Here is a 19,037-nt window from a genome sequence, read left to right as displayed (position 1 = left end):
GTCTCCTTTGCATCAGTGTGTTCGTCAATAGTGTGCTAGATTAACATTTTTAATTAATGAGGCTGCTATGCTTTCACCTGCATCAAGGGATCCTGAAGCGGTTAAGGGCGTTATGTTTGGCTTAACCGCTTACACCATGTGGGGCTGTTTCCCACTATTTTTCGCTCTCTTTGATGGCATCCCGGCATTTGAAATTCTGATACACCGGATTTTGTGGTCGTGCCTTTTCCTGGTGGGGTTAATCAGCATACTGCGCCGATGGACGCCAGTGGTTAGCGCACTTTTTGAGCCCAAGCGCTTGGGACGCGTACTCGCTTGCGCGTTATTGATTGCCTTTAATTGGGGCCTCTACATCTATGCCGTTGAGAGCAAACAGGTGTTACAAGCCAGTTTAGGCTACTTTCTCACGCCGCTGGTAAACATTGCCCTGGGTGTGCTGGTGCTACGTGAGGTAATGGCTCGCCTCCAGCTAGTTGCTCTCGGCTTAGCAAGTTTAGCGATTGCAATTCAGTTCGTGATATTGGGTGAACTGCCCTGGATCAGCCTATTGCTAGCACTTAGCTTTGGTAGCTACGGATTATTTCGCAAGCAAGTACCTCTTGATGGGCTTTCAGGTCTATTTGTAGAGACGCTCTTGCTGTTCCCGTTGGCATTAATAGCGCTCACTTGGCTCAGCTGGCAGGGGGAATCTCACTTCATTCATGATGTGCCAATGAGTGCCCTGCTAATGATTAGCGGCGTGTTAACCGCTTTGCCATTAATGGCCTTTGCTGGGGCTGCACGACGTCTACGGCTGGCAACACTGGGGTTTCTGATGTACATCAACCCCAGCATTCAGTTTTTGATTGCGATCATCATCTTTGGCGAGCCTCTAGGCCTCATCCAGTTAGTCACATTTGTGATGATCTGGACAGGCTTAGCGCTTTATTCCTGGTCATCTTGGCAGTCACGTCCGCGCCAGAAGGCGGGTACCTGAGGCTAGCTCTTCCACTGGTTTTTCAATCACCACTGCACTGATGTCATTTGTCTTTTCAGGCTGGTAACCCACACGAAAGCCTCCCCAGTGCTTGCTATTAATGTAAATGGGTACCGAAAGATCGTGCATGATTTCACCTGTGTCACGCTTATAGGTTTGTAGCAGCAGCGGCTTCTCATGGGCGCCGCAACGGCTGCCAGTCGGATCATCAAAAATACGTTTGCTGCGGCAATACTTGAGATCGTGATCGTAATCACCGGTGGGCTCGCGGCTGACGGCTGCGTTATGAGTAGGCACATAACCGTTGCGGTCACATGCAATGGCGTAACTCAACCCGTACTCAGCAAGCAAAGGTTCTTGCAAGCTGGGTAACTGTAGATCCGTGAATGCATCAAAGCCGGTGTGGTAAAGCGGCGGCTGTGTCCCTGGTATGACCCTGTAATCAGGTTGGAATAGCGACGTTTCTGATAACTCACCGGAAGCAATCGCTTTCTCAAACGATTTACCAATACGGTCAGCCGCTTGGCGAGCAGCGCTAAATACATGCTGATGTCGCCCCCGTAAACGCTGCTGTGCCAGCTCGCCATCAACCCCTTCTGCGGCCTCCATCAATGCCCGAGCTTGCTGGGCTAAATCGCTCATATCGCGATTGCCCTCATCTACATCATCTTCAAGCTGTCGTAAGCTATCAGCAACTGTTTGGCTATGGGCCTTGGTGCTTTCCATTGCTTCTGCGACGCTGGTGATTTCCTGCTCTACTTGATCGAACTGCTCCGTGATGGTGGCAAGACTGCTGCCCACCTGCTGCATCCCTTGGGAACGCTCTCTGATTCGGCTCATCAGCGCTCCCATCGTACCAACAACACTCTGGCCACTCTGGTGCATATCTTTAACAAGCTCATCGACGCTTTGTGTCGCCGTTGACGTCTTTAGCGCCAAGTTGCGCACTTCACCCGCGACCACCGCAAATCCGCGTCCATGTTCTCCCGCTCGAGCTGCCTCAATAGAAGCATTGAGTGATAACAAATGTGTTTGTTCTGCTATTCCCTCAATCATCGAGGTCACATTGCGCACGCGCTCAATTTTATCGTTTAGCGCAGATAGCAATTCCAGCGCTCGATCAGAGCGCTCGGAAACATCGCTCATGTCGCCAATAATATCGGCCAGCTCATCATGATTGTGATGACTTGCCTGACGAGCGCTCTCGGCAAGCGAGGCGACGTGGCTAGCGCTGGCACTCACTTGCATGATGGCGGCATTAATAGCGTTCATACTCGATGACGCATCACTCGTCATGGTTTCCTGCTTACTAAGGCGTTGAGCCATAAGATCAGCGTAATGAGAAACTTCTGCCGAGGCGATAGCGGTGCTACTCGCTCGGTTCATCAACCGATAGGCCATCGCGCGAAGCGAACCATAATCGCGAATGGGCTTGAAACCGTGGATAGGTTTCGTCAAACGCGTTTGATCAGCGGCGTAAACCGACGTCATCATAACGAGCATTAAACCCGCGCCAGCCCCCGTCGCCAATAGCAGCGCAACATAGGGTAAAGCACCAGATTCAGTCATCATCCAAACAGAAACACCTAGCACTGCCAAAGGCACTAACAGCCGAAGTAGTCGCATGAGGGATACTCTTTTTTATTTGACGTTATTGAGCAGTCAATCAATAAAGAAGAAGCGATTAGCCACTTCTCAGTCAGCTTAACGGGTTATGCTAATGAATGAAGTAGCACTTTCGGGTCAGAACATGCTTTTGTTTGAAAGCAAAGGCCATCATTGTCCATACAACGCGTTAAACTAACGAACTCACCAGTGGTGGGGTTTAAAAAAACGAAGCTGACGCCAGGAGCTTATGTTCAAGCGCTATTTTCCTATTCTTACATGGCTGCCCCACTACCATAAGCGCCTGTTAGGTGCCGATGTATTGGCGGGACTCATCGTAACCGTGATGGTGATTCCGCAGTCGTTAGCCTATGCCCTGCTTGCTGGCTTGCCCGCGGTAGTAGGTTTATATGCCAGTATTTTGCCGCAACTTATTTATACCTTTTTAGGTACAAGCCGCACCCTGGCCGTAGGGCCAGTGGCTATCATTGCGTTAATGACGGGCGCTGCGCTATCTTCTGTTGCAACGCCCGGCAGCCCCGACTATTTACAAGCTGCACTGGTACTTTCATTACTTTCTGGCGGCATATTGGTCGCGATGGGAGCCCTTAAAATGGGCTTTTTTAGCAATTTTTTAAGCCATCCGGTTATCTCGGGCTTTTTAACCGCATCGGGCATTCTGATTGCCGTCAGTCAATTAGGTAGTCTAATGGGCGTCTCCAGTAGTGGTTTTACGCTGGTAGAGCGTGTGATAACGCTCTTTCCTAACCTCCCTACCTTTAATCCCTATACGCTTGCAATCGGTGCTAGCACACTTTTTTTTCTCGTCATGATGCGGCGTTTTGGTAAGCAGAGCCTCGGCGCTATTGGTTTGCCTAAAGCGCTAGCCGATTTAATTACCAAGGCAGGCCCTGTCTTTGCAGTGGTTATTACGACGCTGGCTACTTGGTATTGGCAACTGGCCGACCAAGGCGTTGCCATTGTTGGCACCATTCCCAGCGGACTACCTGCGCTAAGTTTTCCCTGGGGAGATACGTCACTATGGCATGCACTATTTATCCCAGCGCTACTCATCAGTTTGGTAGGGTTCGTCGAATCTGTTTCCATGGGGCAGATGTTGGCAGCCAAGCGGCGCCAGCGCATATCTCCCAACCAGGAACTGATTGGCTTAGGTGCCGCTAATTTAGCGGCAGGATTTACCAGCGGCATGCCGGTGACTGGCGGCCTTTCACGCACGGTCATCAGCTATGACGCTGGGGCACAAACACCCGCAGCCGGGGCCTTTGCAGCCCTGGGAATAGCCTTGGTGACGATGGCGTTTACCGGATGGCTCTACTACCTGCCGATTGCAACGTTGGCCGCGACAATTACCGTATCCATTTTGACTCTGGTCGATATCCCCATGCTGCGCCAAACGTGGCGCTATTCTCGCAGTGATTTCGCTGCGATGGCCGTTACAATTCTGCTAACCCTAGTTGAAGGTATTGAAGCTGGCATCATCGGTGGCGTAAGCCTCTCTATCGCATTATTTTTGTATCGCACAAGCCGTCCTCATAGCGCGCTGGTGGGCCGCGTACCGGATACCGAACACTTCCGCAATACCGAACGCCATAATGTTGAAACCGTCAGTAATGTGGCGCTACTGCGAATCGACGAAAGCCTCTATTTTGCGAATGCCCGTTACCTTGAGGATACCGTTTATAATTTGGTCGCCAGCTATCCTGAGCTGGAGCACGTCGTTCTTATCTGTTCAGCTGTTAATTTAATTGATGCATCAGCCCTCGAGAGCCTGGATGCCATCAACGCCCGTTTAAAAGATTCCGATGTCAAGCTTCATCTATCCGAGGTGAAGGGCCCCGTCATGGATCAGCTCAAAAAGAGTGATTTTTTAGAGGCTCTGACCGGACGCGTTTTTCTTAGCACTTATGCTGCCTGGCGCGAATTTTCTTAAGCTTGTTTTTTAAGCTTAACAACGCACCTTTAACTAACGCTTGTTTGAATGCATCATAGTGTTACCACTATCGTGAATGTCGATGAGGAGCAGGGATGCCAAACGAATGGATAACACACGAAAGTGGGCGTCTATCGCTCCAACATGAGTGGACACTCGTTCATTACCAGCCGCTAAAATCGCTGGTGGCTCAGCATACTAATAGCGCCAGAAATCACGCTATTTCGCTGAGTGGTATTACCCAACTAGACACAGCAGGTGCTGCCTTAATCGTTGAGCTATTGGGCATCGAAAACGCCAAACAGCAAGCGGAAAGCTCATTACCTAAAAAACAACTGGCGCTTTTAGTACGGGTTGCAGAGGCGATGGAGACGCCTCTCGATATCACGCCCCCTAAGCACAATCGCATAATCGATGGATTGGCGATAATTGGCCAGCAAATGGTGGCACTGTACTCGCAACAGCGACAGCTTTTAGCGTTTATTGGGCTTGTCCTGGCAACACTGTTTTCTCTACTACTTCGTCCTCATCGTTGGCGTTTCACAGCAACGGTTGCGCATATTCATTCAAGCGGGCTAAACGCAGTCCCCATTGTTGCGCTGCTGACCTTTATGGTGGGCGCGGTGGTGGCTTTTCTGGGAGCCACCGTGCTTCAAGACTTTGGCGCCACGGTATACACGATTGATTTAGTGGCCTTCTCTTTTTTACGTGAATTTGGCGTGCTGCTCGCAGCAATTCTATTAGCTGGACGCACTGCCAGTGCCTTTACCGCCCAGCTTGGTGCCATGAAGTCCAATGAAGAGATTGATGCGCTTCAAACTCAAGGGCTTGATCCTATAGAGCTTTTAGTACTTCCTCGGGTAATCGCCCTGCTGATTAGCCTGCCTCTGCTCGCTTTCGTGGGAATGCTAAGCGGGCTCGTGGGTGGAGCCATGGTGGCAACGCTTTCGCTGGATATCTCGATTAGCCAGTTCATGACCACGCTACAAAAAGACGTATCCGTCAGCCATTTCCTGGTCGGTCTCAGTAAAGCGCCCGTATTTGCATTTGTTATTGCCGTCATTGGCTGTCTTGAAGGCTTTAAGGTCAGCGGTAGCGCACAATCTGTTGGCGCTCACACTACCTCAAGCGTCGTGCAATCAATTTTTATGGTCATCCTTATTGACGCGCTAGCCGCACTGTTTTTTATGGAGCTGGGATGGTGACCACAACGCAGGCTGAATCCGAACAAAATGGGCAAGCTGTTATTAGGGTTGAAGGGTTAGTCAATCGCTTTGGCCCTGTGGTTGTTCATGAAAACCTCGACTTAACGTTAAAGCGAGGGGAAATTCTCGGTGTGGTGGGCGGCTCAGGAACCGGTAAGTCTGTGCTGTTAAGGAGTATTGTGGGCTTAAAGCGTCCTAATGGAGGCACAATCGATGTTCTGGGAAGTCGCCTAAGCGAATTAAATGAACAACAGCGCAGTCAGGTAGAACGCCGCTTTGGTGTGTTGTTTCAACGGGGGGCTTTATTTAGCTCACTGAATTTACAAGAAAATGTTGCTTTGCCGCTTATTGAACACGCCAAACTGTCGCGAAAAGATGCAGAGTACCTCGCACGCATCAAACTCTCTTTAGTTGGGCTGCCCGCTAAGGCGGCACTGCAGTTTCCTGAATCTCTATCGGGCGGCATGGTAAAACGTGCAGCACTGGCTCGTGCGCTGGCACTTGATCCAGATATTTTGTTTCTTGACGAGCCAACCGCGGGTCTTGACCCTATCGGGGCAGCCGCCTTTGATCAGCTATTGGTTACGCTGCGCGACGCGTTAGGCTTTAGCGTTTTTTTGGTTACCCACGATTTAGATACGCTTTATGCTACCTGCGACCGAGTCGCCGTGCTTTCACAAAAACGCGTGTTAGTGGCAGATACGCTTGAAAATGTCGCCAAGACTGATGATGAGTGGGTGCAAGCCTACTTTAATGGACCTCGAGGGCGTGCTGCTCAGTACGCTGTTAACGCATCAACGGCAGGTTTTAAGGAGTAAGTTGTCAATGGAAACCCGTGCTCATCACGTCGTTATAGGTCTGTTTACCCTATTATCTGCCGCGGCAGCACTTCTATTTGCGCTGTGGATGAGCTATGCCGCAGGAGAGCGCAACTACCAGCCTTACCGGATTCTGTTTGAGCGCAGTGTTAGTGGTTTATCCATTGGCAGTAAGGTGCAGTACAACGGCATTGAAGTTGGCGATGTTACCGAGCTAACACTAAACCCTGACGACCCACGTCAGGTTATTGCCAGTGTGCGGGTCTATGAAGATACCCCCGTCAAGACAGATACCCGAGCAAAACTAGCCTTTGCCAGCATTACCGGCAGCATGTCGATTCAACTCTATGGTGGCACTCCCGAAAGCTCACGATTGATAAACCAAACAGACAGCACCGCACCGTTTATTAACGCAGACCCTTCACCGATCGCCACGCTATTTGATGAAGGCGAAACAATGGTGCAAAACATTAACTCTATTCTGCTAAACGTTAACGAACTATTTAATGACGGCAATCGTGAACAAGCCGGCACTATTTTGACGAGTATTGCGCAGATCACAGAGATGATCGCCTCACAACAAACAGCGCTTGATCAAAATATGGCACTGTTCGGTGAGGTGTCACGTCAAGCAACAGCGACCCTTGAAAGTATCGATACGCTTAGCCTCGAGGCAACACGGCTATTGCAACAAGATGGTCAGCAAATGATGCAAAGCGCTGAAAGCGCCAGTCGCGATGTAGCCAGCGCCGCCCGACGAATTGAACAGCTCGTTAACGACAATGCCGGTGCTGTCGACAGTACGCTGCAGGGAGCACAAGATATTGCTCCCGCACTTTCAGCCCTGCGTTCTACACTAACCAATCTTGATCGTATTACTCGCCAGCTTGAAGAGAGTCCCGCAGACTTTTTCTTGGGTCGGGATCAAGTAGAGGAGTTTCGCCCATGAGCTTGCGCTCTCCGTTTAGCATCGTCACATTAGCGGCGCTTGTATTAAGTACAGGTTGTTCAATACTGCCCGAAAGTAATCCCGCAACACTCTATCGGCTGCCATCGTCTGTCACACTGTCTGAACACACGGCCGCCCCCCTCCCCGTAAGACTAGGCATTGCTACCCCAGGGGCAGGCCACTTACTTAACAGCAACCGTATTGTGGTATATCCAGAAGGCAATGTAGTCAATGTCTATGAGGGGGTGCGCTGGCATGAAGACGCCCCAGAAATGCTTCAAGCGCGCTTAATTTCTGACCTCCAGCAGCGCCAGCTATTCACTGGCGTGAGTAGCGACCGATTGCCTCACGATGTACTGCTACTGAGCGAGCTGCGCCATTTCCAAAGTGAGTACGACACTTCCCCACCCAGTATTCATCTTCAACTAGATGTCCAACTTGTGAATACACAACACCGAAAACCGCTAGCAGCGACTAGTTTTGTTATCCGAACCCGCGCGGATAGTCCAGAGATTCCTGACGTCGTGAATGCGTTTGGCGCAGCCAGCGACGCGCTAGCTGAGCAGCTTTCAGCATGGGTCGCGGCGCAATCAAGCAGTCTGAGAACCGCCGATTGACGGCGTCTTTCTTAAAAAGTCACGTGGGTCTTTAGGATAAAAATGTTCAGGCTGGCGTTCTAAATGGGTAAAAAATCGCGTGTCTTTATAAGGCATTTTCATAAAGCCGGACACGCCCAACCCCTCTATCTGACTTACAGACGCCAACATCTGTGCCAGCAAAAACCGAAACTCTACCTCTCGGCTTGGGTCAAGAAGCCGATAGTAGCTATGGATTTTAAGATGCTTCGGTAGTGCCTCAAAGATAATCATGCCAGTGTGATGGATCTCATTCAGCCGTTGCAGTATGTGCATAATAGTATCAGGCAAGACAAGCAGCTCTTCTGGATCAGGGCCATCTTCAAAGTAACTATGCTGGCGAGTGCGGTCTTCCATTTCTGGAACAGCACTCAGCTCATAGTCAATCGTGGTGTCAGGATCACAGTTAAAAGGCTCTTCCGCACTTAGACGCTCTAAATGCAGTGTTTGGCGTGCATTAAACAAGCAGCTTTTAAACACCCCTTGGCGATGGATAGCACGCGCCAAGTGCACCATATTGTTGACGGCTTGAATAAACGCTGGCTTTAATGCGGGATCATGCAGGTTAAGTGAGGAGTCTATATAGACGCCCTCTCGCTCCCAGCGCACTGCTAAACCACCGACAACCGGGTATTTTCCTAAGCGACTCACCGAGGCCAAAAACGCCTTTTCTGTTTCCCCCATACCCTGCATAAATTGTTTGTAATAGCGGTCTAGCTGCACATCATTGACATCATTAAGTGTTTCTTCTGCGTTCGCTTCGCGCAGAAACGCCTTACGGGAACTGTATACGACCGTATCAATCTCTTGGTGCGCAGCACGGCCCCAGACAGGCACTAGCGGTGTTTGTGTTGGAATAGGTAAATCTAACATCACCACTTTGGCCATGCGCGACATCGCCTGTAAATAGTGGTCCCCTGCTTTATGACGTATGTGTGGGTCGGGATCCAGCATGCCGTCCAAAGTGCGGGCAAACTCCAAGGGGAGCCCCAGCGAGCTAGCGGGAATAGCACGATGACCAAAGCGACAAGATTGCGCAGAGGCTAATGCATATAGCGTTCCTGCCGCCCCTTGCTCATCAAAACGGGGTGATGATAGCGCTCCATTTAGCTGATCTTCACCAATGAAGTAGACATCGCCCAGCCGGGCGTTGGTTTGCTGCAGATTATCGGACATTAATTCCATCACGTTTGCCCCGACAAATTGAAGCTTTTCATCTAACTGGGCAAATACGGACGATCCCCAGTCAATCAACGCAATGGACTCGGTATCTGGATCAAATACCAAATTTGACGGCTTGATGTCGCCATGTACAACGGGACGTGCATTGGGACCGGTTTCGCGGCGCAATGCGGAAAGAATATCGGCCAACTGGTTGGCAATGCGGACCACTAAACGTGGAGATAGACGGCCTTCTTTCAGCGACACCTGTTCAAGGTTCCAACCAGGCGCACGCTCCATCACCAGAATTGACTGGCCTCGGGAGCGTTGATAAGTCACAAGCTTTGGTATGCGGGGATGGGAAACCTGATCAAGCATAAACGCCTCTTCTTCGAGGCGTTCTTGTAAATGGGTAGGCAGCGTAATACGTGAGAATTTGAACACGTAGTGGGCAGGCACATCATGGTGTTGCGCGCTGCCCGCAAATACAAAGCCATAGGCACCTTTACCAACCAGCTCAATTCCCGTGTAGCCCAACTGGGCGAGCTGTGCCTGACACAGTGCTACCCAGTCTTTAAGCTTACGGGCATCGTGATGGCTTAGCAGATATACCGACTGCTCTTCCGGTATATAAAACTGCTGGAGCGGTGCCTGAGACATTTCTCATTCCTTACTAGCCGACTTCTGGCTATTTAACTTCTTGTTATCCAGTGTCTGGTAACCTTAGCCCAAGTGCAGCAGCATGGTTTCAGGCGCTTCCAGGTAGCCTTTCCAGGCATTACAGAAACGGGCGATGGTACCGCCATCAATAAAGCGGTGATCGCCTGCCCAGGTGATAGTCATAATGGCCCGTCGCTGAACCTCGCCTTGCTCGTCAAAGCGCGGTAACCATTGGGTTTTGCCAATCGCCACTATCGCCGCTTCCGGCGCATTGATAATCGGCGCCGCATAGGTTCCGCCCAACGCACCAATGTTAGAAATACTGATGGTGCCACCTTTAAGGTCAGCCTGATCGACACGCCCTTCTCGGGCCGCAATGGTTAAACGCCCCACTTCACGAGCAATATCGAGCAGTGTTAAACGCTCAACACTTTTCACATTGGGCACCAGAAGGCCGGCTTTGCTATCCACCGCCATGCCGATATTGCACTGCTCGTAGTAGTGCAACTCATTGGCTTCCGCGTTTAGCTGGGCATTGATGATCGGCGCCTCAGTTACTGCCAGCGCCATGGCTTTCATGAAAAAGGGCATGAGTGTTAACCGTTCGCCAAGCGCCTCTACCCGTGGCTTTAGGCGTTCACGCAGCGCCAGCAGATCGGTCACATCGATCTCTTCGCCATAGTGAAAATGCGGGATAGAGCTAGCTGCCTCAACCATTCTTTTCGCCATCACCGCACGCACACCGCGAAGCGGTTCGACGCGAGGCGGCTGGGTGCCTTGAGTTTCTTGCAATGGTGCTTGGGCAGGAGCTGTAGAAGGTTGATTCAGGTGGGCCAGCACGTCTTCTTTTAATACCCGGCCATCTTTACCACTGCCAGTAATGGCGCTTAACTCAAGTTGATGCTCACGGACTAGGCGCCGCACGGCTGGGCTGGCAGGTACTTTACCGCTGCTGTTACTAAGGCTGCTGGCACTGGTTACCACAGCGGCTTGCTCAACCGCCTTGGCTGAGCCACGATCAGCGTCTGGTGATTGAGGCTCGTTAGCCTGTTCCTTCGCGCCCGCTTCTTGGGTGTCATTTTCTGCCTGATAGGCATAAAGCGGTGCGTGTACTTTGGCAATTTTTCCTTGGGCAACATAAAGCTTGGTGACAACGCCTGCTTCGGGAGCGGTAATTTCCACTAGCGCTTTGTCGGTCATCACTTCGACAATTGGCTGATCCTCCTCAATCCGATCACCCTCAGCAACGCGCCACTCCACCACTTCACATTCAACAATGCCTTCGCCTATATCCGGCAGCATGAAATCGCTCATTATTTTTCTCCCTGGCGTTAAAAGTTAACGCTTTCGCGAATCGCTTCAAAAATTTTCAGATGGTCGGGCAAGTACTCTTTTTCCAGCACTAGCGGGAAAGGTGTATCTAGCCCTGTTACCCGAGCAATCGGCGATTCAAGATAGAGAAAACAGCGCTCTTGGATCGTCGCGGCGATTTCACCCGCAAAGCCACCTGTTAACGGCGCTTCATGGCTGACGATCAAACGTCCAGTTTTTAGAACAGACTCAACAACAGTATCCGCGTCCCATGGCAGCAACGTGCGCAGATCGATCACTTCACAGGCAATGCCCTGCTCTTCAGCAAGCTCAACGGCTTTGCCGATGACTTCCATTTGTGCGCCCCAGCCCACCAACGTCATATCAGTCCCCTCTTTAATGACCTCCGCCTCACCAATAGGAAGCTGATAATCTTCTTGGGGCACCTCACCCACCGAGGCACGATAGAGACGCTTGGGTTCTAAAAAAAGTACCGGATCTGGATCGCGAATAGCGGCGAGCAGTAGCCCTTTCGCTTGGTAGGGATTGCGCGGAACAACAACTTTCAAGCCAGGTGTATGTGTGAAGTAAGCCTCTGGTGATTGTGAATGGTAGAGCCCCCCCGCGATACCACCGCCGTAGGGCGTGCGGATGGTTAATCCACCGACATTGAATAAATCCCCCGAGCGGTAGCGGAATTTCGCAGACTCATTAACGATTTGATCAAAGGCAGGAAAGATGTAGTCGGCAAACTGTATTTCAGCAACGGGCACTGAGCCTTGAGCAGCCAGCCCATTGGCGAAGCCAATGATGCCTTGTTCTACCAGCGGCGTATTAAAGCAGCGCGATTTACCATACTTTTCCTGCAAATGGCTGGTAGCACGAAATACGCCACCAAAAACGCCAACGTCTTCACCAAAACAGATAACTTTGTCATCTTCAGCCATGGCGATATCAAGTGCATTGTTGATCGCCTGGAGCATGTTCATTGTGGGCATGTTATGCCTCCCCCTGGGAATCTGTGGACGTATTCACCTCAAGGTCTAGCGACCGCGCTCCACGCGGGTAGGCCTCTGGATAGCGGCGAATATGGCGCTTAAGCTGGTCAAATTGACGCTGCAACTCAGGGGTTATATCGGCATAGACATCAGTAATTAGCGATTCCAGCGGTGGGGGTGAACGCTTTTCTGCCCGTTTCATGGTATCCAGCACGTCGCGACGCAACGTTTCCTGCTGGCTGGTTTCCTCTTCCTCGCTCCACCAGCCTTTTTTCAACAGCCATTTCTGCATGCGCAGTATGGGATCTTTTAACCGCCATGCTTCTTCTTCACTTTTGGCACGATAGCCGGAAGGATCGTCCGAAGAGGAGTGAGCAGCAAGACGGTAAGACATTGCTTCAATCAGCACAGGCTTGTTTTGTTCCACAGCAATTTGGCGCGCTTGGCGTGTCGCCTCATAAACCGCCAGTGCATCGTTCCCGTCAACGCGTATCACATGCATATGATAGCCGAATGCCCTGGGGGCAATGCCATCGGCGGCAAACTGCTCGGTTGATGGCGTCGAAATGGCATAGCCATTGTTACGGCAGAAAAAAATAACCGGTACTTGATGGACTGATGCCATATTTAGCGCGGCATGGAAATCACCTTCTGATGCAGCACCCTCACCGAAAAACGTTAAAGTGCAATGACCATCACCCGCTAATTTCTGGCCGTATGCATAACCTGTCGCCTGGGGGATTTGCGTTGCAAGCGGAGAAGAGATGGTCATGTAGTGCAGCTTGCGTGATCCATAATGAATCGGCATTTGACGACCTTTGCCGTAGTCCAGTTCGTTGCCGAACAGCTGATTCATAAACTCGTCAATGGAGAACCCGCGATACATTAATGCGCCTTGCTCGCGATATTGCGCCATGATCATATCGGCATCATCTAGCGCAGCAGTTGCACCAACAACGGCGGCTTCTTCACCCGTGCTTTGCATATAAAAGCTGAGCCGCCCCTGGCGTTGGGCAGCCATCATGCGCTCATCCAGGATACGGGTGGCCAGCATGGCTTGATAGAGCCGTCGGGCATGATCACGCGGGAGGTCTGGCTCTTTCGCTCCTTCGTAAAGCTCGCCCTCTGGGTCGAGCAGGCTGAAGGTAGCCATTGAGAATTCGTCGCCGGTCATAAAGAGCGGCTGATGTACGTAGTTTGTCATGTTTATTATCCTTGTATTACCCCTTTTGAGGGCAGTGTTGTTGGTGTTGACCGTTTTTGCCAGTGGATTTATCTAGCATAGGCCAAGCTCGTCGAGGTTAGTGCCACCTCGATCAACGCAACACAAGGACAGTAACGCAGTCTGCTACTTTTAGGGATACAACTTAAGACGCAGAGAGACGAGTGCGCAGCTGTTGTTGCAACGCATCAAACAGGCTATCGACGGTTAACGCGAGTAACGCGATTAACAGCGCGCCTTGTAAAACATAGGCCATATTGCCATTCACGATACCCGCTATAATCGGGTCTCCTAAGTTACTGGCGCCAACAGTCGCCCCTAAGGCCGCTGTCGCAATATTTATAGTTACCGATGTGCGGATACCGGCCAGAATCACCTGCGTGGCTAAAGGAAGTTCAACGCGAGTTAAAACCTGCCAAGGGGTCATCCCCATGGCAAACGCCGCTTGTTTAAGACTCCCATCTACATCTTGCAGCCCCGCAAGCGTATTTCGCACAATCGGCAATAAGCCATAGAGCATTAGCGCCACGATAATCGGCAACGTTCCAAAACCCAATATAGGAACCGCCAGGGCAAGCACTGCCACAGGGGGAAATGTCTGACCCAGTGAAGCCAACTGCCCGGCTAGGGGTAAGAAGTCTCGCCCCCACTGCCGAGTGACTGCAATGCCGGCCAATACGCCTACGCTTATCGTGACGACAGCCGCTATTCCAACAACGAACACGTGCCTTGCCAGCAGAGAAGTAAAATCAGCTCGGGAATAAATTACCTGACGGGCGTCAGGCTCTAGCCAACGAAATCCAGGCTCTAACGCCGGGATACCCAATACACCTATCAGTAGGAATAGTGCCCAGCTGACTGGCCATAGCCACCGCGGGCCGGCTGCTATTCGTGATTCAGGACGATTACGATCACGCGTCACGGTGACTCATCCTGTCTAACTGGGCCTCTTTCACCACTTTGCGCAGCGATAACTCTCCAATCGGCATATCATGTTGATCGACAACCGTCAGCCTATCGCAGTGGTCACGCAGCATCATTGAAAGCGCTTGGCGCAGTGAAAAATCACCCGGAATACGCGACTGGGCAGGCAGCGTCTGCCCAAGAGATGACATGTGATCTTTGACGCGTGTTAAGGCAGCCTGTTTTAAACCTCGCTCCAACCCTCCCAATAGCGACTCAACAAATGGGTCGGCTGGAGTTTGAAGCAGCGCTAGCGGTGATCCCTGCTGAACAATACGTCCTTCACGCATAACGACTAAATGATCCGCCAGTTTGAGCGCTTCATCCATATCGTGAGTCACGAACACCACGGTTTTATGCAGCCGCGCCTGAAGCTTTGCCAGTTCGTCTTGAAGCTTTTCTCGAGTAATAGGGTCTAGCGCTCCAAAAGGCTCATCCATCAGTAAAATATCAGGATCTGCCGCCAATGCGCGCGCAACGCCTACCCGCTGTGCTTGGCCACCAGAGAGCTGGTGAGGATACTTATGGGCAAACTCTTCCGTGGGAAGGCCTAACAGGCGCATTAGTTCTTCGACCCGTGCTTTAACATCAGCGGCAGGCCATTTTAACAAACGCGGTACCAGCCCAATGTTGTGCGCTACGGTCCAATGGGGAAACAGACCAGTACTCTGGATCGCATAGCCAATGCGGCGACGAAGCTTAACCGGGTCATAGTGGCCTATTGCCTGTCCGTCGATGATAATGTCGCCGCTACTATGCTCAATCAAACGATTTATCATACGTAGCGTCGTCGATTTTCCGCAGCCTGATGACCCTACCAGCGCACAGAACTTTCCTTTCGCGACGTGTAAGGATATGTCGTCTACCGCTGTGTCTTCGCCAAAGTGCTTCGACACATGGGAAAGCTCTATCATTTATGTCCTCCGGGGCGAAGCGCGTCGGCTAATGCCCCCAAACTAGCATCTACAATAAGTGCCAAGACTAAAATAGGCAGCGCGCCAAGTAACACCATGTCCATAGCCGCTTGGCCCAACCCCTGAAAAATAAACGTACCAAGCCCACCTGCCCCAATCAATGCAGCAACGGCCGTTAATCCAATGGCTTGAACAGCGGTAATTCGCACACCTTCTAATAGTATTGGCAGCGCCAAAGGAAATCTTACCTGCCAGAAGCGCTGATACGGACGCATCCCCATCGCCTTAGCAGCATCTAAAGTATCAGGGTCGACTTCATCAAGCGCAATATAAGTATTGCGCACCATGGGTAACAAGCTATAAGCAATGAGCGCAATCAATGCGGGTGTGGCGCCAATACCGCTAACACCTAACTGGGCTAAAAAAGGCACGTTAGCAGCTAGCCAAGCAAGCGGAGCCAGCAGTAGCCCAAACAGAGCTAAGCTCGGGATCGTTTGCAGGAAGTTCAGCCATGCAAACGCTATTCGTTGTAGACGTTGGTAACGTCGCATTAGCATAGCGAGAACTAAACCGACCACTATACTAACGCTTACTGCTATGCCGACCAGTACCATATGTTGCAGCATGGCACGATAAAATTGCTGGTCGCGCGCTTGAAACTCCTGAACAAGGGCTAAATTTTCAAGCCATAAGGCGGCACAAAGCAGCCATGCTGCCCCCACGCTGCTGAGCAATAGAGTGGTCCATAATCGCGACAACCCCAAACGTATACGCACTTCCACTAGACACAATAAAAGTAAAAAAAGCACGACCCAATAGCCAGCCCCAATACCTAAACGCGCTTGCGGCAGAGTCGGATCAATTAGCCAGTGACCTGCCACCATAAGCCCAAATGGCATCAACAATAATGTCAAGGTAACGATGCATAGCTGAGCGTAGCAATGTAGGCGGCTTGACCTTATAGCCAAGCCGCCCATAGCGATAAATAGCAAGGAAACAAGCAGTGCCCCAGGCCACCCAATCGCAGGCACTAAGCCATAAGATGAACCCGGTACAATTCTATTAGGCGCGACGCTAACAAGACTCAGTAACCAAGAGGCACCTAACATAGCGGCACTTAAACATATCAGTACTGAGTTTAAATACCCATATTGACGGGGTGGCGATGGCAAGGCGTCTATCTGCGACATTCATTAGTCATCCAGGCTATCAAGATAGTCGCTTGCGACTTGATCAGGAGAGAAACCATTCACCGCTACATCAGCGTTCAGTGTTTGCAACGTAACAAGGTCAAGCGTTGCAAATACGTCGTTGAGTAGCGTTTCAATTTCAGGGTAGGCATCCAGTACTTCGGCACGCACAACTGGCGACGGCTGATATACCGGCTGAACACCCTTACTATCTTCTAAAACAACCAGCCCCAGGGCACTCAAGCCACCATCGGTTCCATAGGTCATGGCACCATTAACACCGCTCGTTTGTTGGGCAGCCGCTCGCATAGTAGCCGCCGTATTACCACCGGACAGCACGAGCAGTTGATCATCGCTAAGTTCAAAACCGTAGGCATCCTGGAATGCAGGTAATGCCTGAGCGGACTCTACAAATTCCGCACTAGCCGCAAATTTAAATTCGCCGCCTTGATTTATATAGTGGGCAAGATCATCAAGGGTTGTTAAGCCGTTGGCTTGAGCCACGTCTTCACGAATACTCATGGCCCAGGTGTTACTAGCACTAGCAGGGTTCAGCCATATCAGCCCCTGCGCCGCATCGCGCTCTTTGACAGTCTGGTAAGCATCCTCCGCGCTATTCCAGACAGGGCTGTCAGTCATATCAAAGAAAAAAGCGCCGTTACCGGTATATTCGGGATATAGGTCAATTTCTCCCGCTTCAAGTGCACTACGCACAACGCTGGTGCCACCTAGTTGTAGGCGATCTTCTGTCGGCACACCGCCACGCTCTAGCGTTTGAATAATCAACTCACCCAGCACGGCCCCTTCTGTGTCGATTTTAGAGGACACGACAACAGGGGCACTGGCGTAAGCAGTCGAAAAAGTAATGACTGATAAGCAAGCGACGATGGTCGGTTTTAGAGTAAAGCGCATAGTGGTCATCCTATTATTTAGCGTCTTGAAGGTATCATCTCAGTATAAGAGTCAACTGCGTTGACGTCAGACGCCATATCAACGGCGTCTGACATCTACAACGCTTTTATTCGATGACACCCGCTGCAATCACGCTCAACATTGATAACACTTAAGGCGCTTCAATCACCCAGGTTGTCCCCTCACGGGAATCCTTCAGGATAATACCCAAACTCGCAAGCTCATCTCGAATAGCATCTGCGTGAGCAAAATCTTTATTCGCTTTTGCTTCCTTACGCTGTGCTATTTTGGCCTCAATCTCAGCCTCACTCAGCGCTACCTGCTGCTGATTACCTTTCAAAAAAGTCTGAGGATCTTGCTGCAGAAGCCCTAACACACCCGCTAGACGTGTTAATTGTGATGCTAAACGCTGCGCTTTTTCTGACGACTCGCTCTTAGCGCGATTGAGATCCCGCGCCAAATCGAATAATACCGCCAATGCTTCAGGCGAATTAAAGTCATCATCCATCGCCGTAGTGAAACGCTCGGCATAGCCTGCCTCATCATTATCACCACCAGACAACACTTCCACACCCTCTACTTCCACGCCCTCTAATGCGGTATAAAAACGTGTCAGCGATTTGCGAGCCTCATGGAGAGAATCCACCGAGTAGTTAATTGGGCTGCGGTAGTGGCTAGCCACTAGCAAGAAACGCACGACTTCCGGATCATGCTCAGCCAACACATCACGTATGGTAAAAAAGTTACCCAGCGATTTTGACATCTTTTCCTGATTAACCCGCACAGCCCCGGCATGCATCCAGGTGTTGACGTAGGTTTTACCAGTCGCCGCCTCTGATTGGGCAATTTCATTTTCATGATGAGGAAACGTAAGATCAGGGCCTCCACCATGAATATCAAAGGTATCGCCTAAGCAGCACGTCGACATTGCTGAACACTCAATATGCCATCCTGGGCGGCCATTGCCCCAAGGAGAGTGCCAGTGTGCTTCGCCCGGTTTAGCGGCTTTCCAAAGCACAAAATCGAGTGGATCTTCTTTATGAACATCAACCTCAACCCGGGCACCAGAACGCATATCATCAAGTTGGCGATTATTTAGCTTGCCGTAATCAGCGAACTTGCGTACCCGGTAATACACATCACCATTCGCAGCGGCATACGCAAAGTCTTTCTTAATCAGCGTCTCAATCATGGCAACAATGTCATCAATATGACCTGTCGCCCTAGGCTCATGGCTTGGGGGTAATACACCAAGACGTGTTTCGTCTTCATGCATCGCCTGAATCATGCGCTCGGTGAGTGCGCTAATCGATTCGTCATTCTCTTCCGCACGCTTGAGAATTTTATCGTCAATGTCAGTGATGTTACGGACATAAGTAACATCATAACCGCGATAACGTAGGTAGCGGGTTATCACATCGAAGGCCACCATGACCCGCGCGTGGCCAAGGTGACAGTAGTCATACACCGTCATGCCGCAGACATACATGCTAACTTTACCCGCCACCAGCGGGGTAAACGGTTCTTTGCGACGTGTCAGCGTATTATAAATGTGCATATGACGATT

Annotated in this window: 16 protein-coding genes; 6 read left to right on the top strand and 10 right to left on the bottom strand. The window is 50.9% G+C overall.

Annotated features, from left to right (window positions below; translation table 11 throughout):
• Positions 1–67: 67 nt before the first annotated feature.
• Entirely contained in the window at positions 68–976 is a 909-nt protein-coding gene (gene rarD, locus B6A39_RS08550; RefSeq protein ID WP_083003953.1) for an EamA family transporter RarD, read from the top strand.
• On the opposite strand, the gene B6A39_RS08545 is transcribed toward rarD, so the two are convergent.
• Positions 947–2,602, bottom strand: coding sequence for a methyl-accepting chemotaxis protein (locus B6A39_RS08545; protein ID WP_083003949.1), 1,656 nt, complete (start codon positions 2,600–2,602; stop codon positions 947–949). The two genes, rarD and B6A39_RS08545, sit on opposite strands and share 30 nt — an antisense overlap.
• A gap of 229 nt (positions 2,603–2,831) precedes the next feature.
• Between B6A39_RS08545 and B6A39_RS08540 the strand changes: the two genes are divergently transcribed.
• The 5 genes from B6A39_RS08540 to B6A39_RS08520 all read left to right on the top strand — a co-directional run bounded on the left by B6A39_RS08540 (position 2,832) and on the right by B6A39_RS08520 (position 8,121).
• Positions 2,832–4,532, top strand: a complete 1,701-nt coding sequence (locus tag B6A39_RS08540; RefSeq protein ID WP_083003945.1) for a SulP family inorganic anion transporter — start codon at positions 2,832–2,834, stop codon at positions 4,530–4,532.
• Between the two features lie 95 nt (positions 4,533–4,627).
• Positions 4,628–5,737, top strand: a complete 1,110-nt coding sequence (locus tag B6A39_RS08535; RefSeq protein WP_083003942.1) for an MlaE family ABC transporter permease — start codon at positions 4,628–4,630, stop codon at positions 5,735–5,737.
• Positions 5,731–6,555, top strand: a complete 825-nt coding sequence (locus tag B6A39_RS08530) for an ABC transporter ATP-binding protein (RefSeq protein ID WP_083003939.1) — start codon at positions 5,731–5,733, stop codon at positions 6,553–6,555. Before B6A39_RS08535 ends, B6A39_RS08530 begins: the two co-directional genes overlap by 7 nt.
• A 7-nt stretch (positions 6,556–6,562) precedes the next feature.
• Positions 6,563–7,504 carry an MlaD family protein gene (locus B6A39_RS08525; protein ID WP_083003935.1) on the top strand — a complete coding sequence of 314 codons (942 nt, stop codon included), beginning with the start codon at positions 6,563–6,565 and terminating at the stop codon, positions 7,502–7,504.
• The gene (locus B6A39_RS08520; RefSeq protein WP_083003932.1) at positions 7,501–8,121 is read left to right on the top strand and encodes an ABC-type transport auxiliary lipoprotein family protein; all 621 of its coding nucleotides are present in this window, start codon (positions 7,501–7,503) and stop codon (positions 8,119–8,121) included. The genes B6A39_RS08525 and B6A39_RS08520 overlap by 4 nt, the downstream gene beginning before the upstream one ends.
• Here the strand turns inward: B6A39_RS08520 and B6A39_RS08515 are convergent.
• From B6A39_RS08515 to cysS, 9 genes are all read right to left on the bottom strand, one after another.
• Positions 8,095–9,960, bottom strand: a complete 1,866-nt coding sequence (locus B6A39_RS08515; RefSeq protein WP_083003929.1) for a protein kinase domain-containing protein — start codon at positions 9,958–9,960, stop codon at positions 8,095–8,097. The genes B6A39_RS08520 and B6A39_RS08515 overlap by 27 nt on opposite strands.
• 63 nt (positions 9,961–10,023) lie before the next feature.
• Positions 10,024–11,274: a 2-oxo acid dehydrogenase subunit E2 gene (locus B6A39_RS08510; protein WP_083003925.1), complete on the bottom strand. Its 1,251-nt coding sequence runs from the start codon at positions 11,272–11,274 to the stop codon at positions 10,024–10,026.
• A gap of 17 nt (positions 11,275–11,291) precedes the next feature.
• On the bottom strand, positions 11,292–12,269 hold the full coding sequence (locus B6A39_RS08505; RefSeq protein ID WP_083003922.1) for an alpha-ketoacid dehydrogenase subunit beta: 978 nt from the start codon (positions 12,267–12,269) through the stop codon (positions 11,292–11,294).
• Position 12,270: 1 nt separating this feature from the next.
• Positions 12,271–13,473, bottom strand: a complete 1,203-nt coding sequence (locus tag B6A39_RS08500) for a thiamine pyrophosphate-dependent dehydrogenase E1 component subunit alpha (RefSeq protein ID WP_083003918.1) — start codon at positions 13,471–13,473, stop codon at positions 12,271–12,273.
• A 163-nt stretch (positions 13,474–13,636) separates the two neighbouring features.
• On the bottom strand, positions 13,637–14,413 hold the full coding sequence (locus B6A39_RS08495) for an ABC transporter permease (RefSeq protein WP_083003914.1): 777 nt from the start codon (positions 14,411–14,413) through the stop codon (positions 13,637–13,639).
• Complete coding sequence (locus B6A39_RS08490) at positions 14,403–15,368, bottom strand: ABC transporter ATP-binding protein (RefSeq protein WP_083003911.1); 966 nt, start codon at positions 15,366–15,368, stop codon at positions 14,403–14,405. Before B6A39_RS08490 ends, B6A39_RS08495 begins: the two co-directional genes overlap by 11 nt.
• Positions 15,365–16,558, bottom strand: a complete 1,194-nt coding sequence (locus B6A39_RS08485) for an ABC transporter permease (protein WP_083003908.1) — start codon at positions 16,556–16,558, stop codon at positions 15,365–15,367. The genes B6A39_RS08490 and B6A39_RS08485 overlap by 4 nt, the downstream gene beginning before the upstream one ends.
• A 3-nt stretch (positions 16,559–16,561) precedes the next feature.
• Positions 16,562–17,470, bottom strand: a complete 909-nt coding sequence (gene osmF / locus B6A39_RS08480; protein WP_083003904.1) for a glycine betaine ABC transporter substrate-binding protein OsmF — start codon at positions 17,468–17,470, stop codon at positions 16,562–16,564.
• Between the two features lie 151 nt (positions 17,471–17,621).
• Positions 17,622–19,028, bottom strand: coding sequence for a cysteine--tRNA ligase (gene cysS / locus B6A39_RS08475; RefSeq protein WP_083003900.1), 1,407 nt, complete (start codon positions 19,026–19,028; stop codon positions 17,622–17,624).
• Positions 19,029–19,037 lie beyond the last annotated feature (9 nt).

Origin of the sequence: Halomonas sp. GT (genome assembly GCF_002082565.1) — a bacterium.
Lineage (GTDB): Bacteria > Pseudomonadota > Gammaproteobacteria > Pseudomonadales > Halomonadaceae > Vreelandella.
Note: the sequence above shows the minus strand (reverse complement) of the source record. Positions and strands in the feature narration are given on the sequence as shown.

Coding starts and splice junctions, on each gene's coding strand:
- rarD (WP_083003953.1), top strand. CDS start 68: ATGCTTTCACCTGCATCAAGGGATCCTGAAGCGGTTAAGGGCGTTATG.
- B6A39_RS08545 (WP_083003949.1), bottom strand. CDS start 2,602: ATGCGACTACTTCGGCTGTTAGTGCCTTTGGCAGTGCTAGGTGTTTCT.
- B6A39_RS08540 (WP_083003945.1), top strand. CDS start 2,832: ATGTTCAAGCGCTATTTTCCTATTCTTACATGGCTGCCCCACTACCAT.
- B6A39_RS08535 (WP_083003942.1), top strand. CDS start 4,628: ATGCCAAACGAATGGATAACACACGAAAGTGGGCGTCTATCGCTCCAA.
- B6A39_RS08530 (WP_083003939.1), top strand. CDS start 5,731: ATGGTGACCACAACGCAGGCTGAATCCGAACAAAATGGGCAAGCTGTT.
- B6A39_RS08525 (WP_083003935.1), top strand. CDS start 6,563: ATGGAAACCCGTGCTCATCACGTCGTTATAGGTCTGTTTACCCTATTA.
- B6A39_RS08520 (WP_083003932.1), top strand. CDS start 7,501: ATGAGCTTGCGCTCTCCGTTTAGCATCGTCACATTAGCGGCGCTTGTA.
- B6A39_RS08515 (WP_083003929.1), bottom strand. CDS start 9,960: ATGTCTCAGGCACCGCTCCAGCAGTTTTATATACCGGAAGAGCAGTCG.
- B6A39_RS08510 (WP_083003925.1), bottom strand. CDS start 11,274: ATGAGCGATTTCATGCTGCCGGATATAGGCGAAGGCATTGTTGAATGT.
- B6A39_RS08505 (WP_083003922.1), bottom strand. CDS start 12,269: ATGCCCACAATGAACATGCTCCAGGCGATCAACAATGCACTTGATATC.
- B6A39_RS08500 (WP_083003918.1), bottom strand. CDS start 13,473: ATGACAAACTACGTACATCAGCCGCTCTTTATGACCGGCGACGAATTC.
- B6A39_RS08490 (WP_083003911.1), bottom strand. CDS start 15,368: ATGATAGAGCTTTCCCATGTGTCGAAGCACTTTGGCGAAGACACAGCG.
- B6A39_RS08485 (WP_083003908.1), bottom strand. CDS start 16,558: ATGTCGCAGATAGACGCCTTGCCATCGCCACCCCGTCAATATGGGTAT.
- osmF (WP_083003904.1), bottom strand. CDS start 17,470: ATGCGCTTTACTCTAAAACCGACCATCGTCGCTTGCTTATCAGTCATT.
- cysS (WP_083003900.1), bottom strand. CDS start 19,028: ATGCACATTTATAATACGCTGACACGTCGCAAAGAACCGTTTACCCCG.